General features: G+C 57.8%; 3 protein-coding genes. 1 reads left to right on the forward strand and 2 read right to left on the reverse strand.

The window, feature by feature from the left end; translation table 11 throughout:
• The first annotated feature begins 60 nt into the window (after positions 1–60).
• Positions 61–513: a GatB/YqeY domain-containing protein gene (locus tag AC4GMC_RS18110; RefSeq protein ID WP_487878988.1), complete on the forward strand. Its 453-nt coding sequence runs from the start codon at positions 61–63 to the stop codon at positions 511–513.
• 172 nt (positions 514–685) lie between these two features.
• Here AC4GMC_RS18110 and AC4GMC_RS18115 read toward each other — a convergent pair whose 3' ends face one another.
• Both AC4GMC_RS18115 and AC4GMC_RS18120 read right to left on the reverse strand, forming a co-directional pair.
• Positions 686–1,198, reverse strand: a complete 513-nt coding sequence (locus AC4GMC_RS18115) for a DUF2244 domain-containing protein (protein ID WP_487878989.1) — start codon at positions 1,196–1,198, stop codon at positions 686–688.
• 5 nt (positions 1,199–1,203) lie between these two features.
• Positions 1,204–2,765, reverse strand: a 1,562-nt coding sequence (locus tag AC4GMC_RS18120) for a cytochrome c oxidase subunit I (RefSeq protein WP_490391501.1), incomplete at its 5' end; no start/stop codon positions are given.

Below are 2,765 nucleotides of genomic sequence, written 5' to 3' on the forward strand. Positions count from 1 at the left end.
TTGTCGCGGGGGGCTGATATATGTGACGCCCTTTCTCGGGTGTGAGCAAGGAACATGACGATGGATATGCGCGCTAAAGTCACCGCCGCTTTGAAAGACGCCATGAAGGCGAAGGACGCCACAAGGTTGTCGACGCTGCGGCTTATCAATGCGGCCATCAAAGATCTGGATATTGCCAAGCGGACCGAAGGCACCACGGTTGGTGATGCTGATGTGCTGCAAATCCTTGGTAAGATGGTCAAGCAACGGCAGGAAAGTGTACGCGCCTACGAAGAGGGCGGGCGTCTTGAATTGGCCGAGCGGGAGCGTGAGGAAATCGCGATCCTAGAGGATTACTTGCCGCGCCAACTGTCCGAAGCAGAGATTGATGCCGCCGTTGCGACCGCTATTGCCGAAGTGGGTGCAAGCAGCATTCGCGACATGGGCAAGGTGATGGGCGCGCTCAAATCTAAGTACACCGGCCAGATGGATTTTGGCGCCGTTGGCCCCATGGTCAAAGGCCAGCTGTCCTAAGGGCTATCTGCCTTTGTGAACAGGGTGCGGGCCCAAAGGCCCTCACCACCTGTCGCGACTTTAATAGTCGCGACAGCGCCCCGGTGAATGGGGGCGTTTTTCTCAAGAGATCGAAAATAAAAAAGCCCCACGCCATGCCGTAGTTCCGGCAAAGTGCGCGGGGCTTTGAATGCTATTGCGCGGTCTTGGTCCTCGCGAGCGCATCTAACAAAAGCATGTGCAACTCAGCCCGTTCCTCTGGGGTCAGAAAACGGCCCAGTTCCACATCACGTGCACCACCGCGCAGGGTCAGGTAGTTCTCAACCGGCTCGGAGTGCAGCTCTGCCCGGACCCAGAACGGATTGGCTTCCCAAGACTGTTTGGGCGCGCGGGGATTGATCCGCAGGATCGAGATTAGCTCAGGCGTCAGGGTCAACTGCTCGCGCAGCGTGCCGTCCTTCCATGAGCGTTTGAGCAAGCACCACACAAGCGTGACCGTCGCGGCAATGAAGGGCAGCAGAAACCAAAGTGCTGCCGTGCCGACCACCGACAAAAGCGGCAGTGCAAACAGCATGGATGTCGCCCCGATAAACGCCACGAACCCCTTGGGGGTCAGGCTTTGGTGTGGCCACAGCGTGATTTCGAGGGTGGGTGTGGAAAGGGCCCCGGAATGATCCGGAGCCCCCTTTGTAACCTGGAAAGGCATCGTGCCTAGTGCCCCGGCTGCTTGTCCCACATGTCGCGGGTCGGCAGCTGCTCGAAGGTGTGCTCCGGGGGAGGGTTGGGCAGGGTCCATTCCAGCGTATCCGCGTATTCACCCCAGTAGTCTGTCTCTTTGATCTTGCGACCAGCGACCAGCGTGTAGGCCACGATGCCGATGAAGAACAAGAAAGAGGCAAAGCTGAGGAAGGCGCCGTAGGAGCTAATCTGGTTCCAGTAGGCAAACGCCTCTGGGTAGTCGATGTAGCGGCGTGGCATGCCTTGGTTGCCGAGGAAGTGCTGTGGGAAAAACGTGATGTTGGTCCCGATGAAGAAGGTCCAGAAGTGCAGTTTCCCGGCCCACTCAGGGTATTGGCGACCCGACATCTTGCCGATCCAGTAGTAGATACCGGCAAAGATACCGAACACGGCGCCAAGGCTCATCACGTAGTGGAAGTGTGCCACAACGTAGTAGGTGTCGTGATACGCACGGTCGATACCCGCTTGGCTGAGCACGATCCCTGTTACACCACCAACGGTGAACAAGAAGATGAAGCCCATCGCAAACAGCATCGGTGTGCGGAAACTGATGGAGCCACCCCAGATCGTCGCGATCCAGCTAAAGATCTTAACGCCTGTTGGTACCGCGATAATCATAGTAGCGATCATGAAGTACGCTTGCTGGCTGAGGCTCATGCCGACGGTGTACATGTGGTGCGCCCAGACGACGAAGCCGAGGGCCCCAATGGCAACCATAGCGTAAACCATGGGCAGGTAGCCAAAGATCGGCTTGCGCGAGAAGGTTGCAACAATGTGGCTGACGATGCCGAAGGCAGGCAGGATCACAATGTACACTTCGGGGTGACCAAAGAACCACAGGATGTGCTGGTACAACACGGGGTCGCCACCGCCTGCAGGATCAAAGAAGGTAGTCCCAAAGTTACGGTCCGTCAGCAGCATGGTGATAGCACCAGCCAGAACAGGCAGAGCCAGAAGGATCAGCCATGCAGTCACAAAGATCGACCAAGCAAACAGCGGCACTTTGTGCAGCGTCATGCCGGGGGCGCGCATGTTGAGGAAGGTTGTGATGATGTTGATCGCACCTAGGATCGAGGAGGCGCCCGATACGTGCACCGCAAAGATCGCCAGATCCATCGACATACCGCCTTCGTTCACCGACAGCGGTGGGTACAGAACCCAACCAACGCCCGAGCCCGCTTGACCGTTACCGCCCGGTGCCAACACCGACGCTACAGCCAGTGTGGTCCCTGCGAAGAACAGCCAAAACGACAGGTTGTTCAAACGTGGGAACGCCATGTCCGGTGCGCCGATGTGCAGCGGCATGAAGTAGTTCCCGAAGCCACCAAAGAGCGCGGGGATCACAACGAAGAACATCATCAAGATGCCGTGGCCTGTGATCAGCACATTCCAGAGGTGTCCGTTGGGGGTACATTCGCCAACAGCCGCCGCCGTCAGGCGCGCGCCTTCAAGGCACATGTATTGCACACCGGGATCCATGAGCTCGAGGCGCATGTAAACCGTGAATGCAACAGAGATAAAACCGGCGATGCCGG

It is taken from the genome of Thalassobacter sp., from assembly GCF_982993085.1.

Excerpts from the sequence above, each read along its gene's own strand:
- AC4GMC_RS18110 (WP_487878988.1), top strand. The coding sequence starts at position 61 with ATGGATATGCGCGCTAAAGTCACCGCCGCTTTGAAAGACGCCATGAAG.
- AC4GMC_RS18115 (WP_487878989.1), bottom strand. The coding sequence starts at position 1,198 with ATGCCTTTCCAGGTTACAAAGGGGGCTCCGGATCATTCCGGGGCCCTT.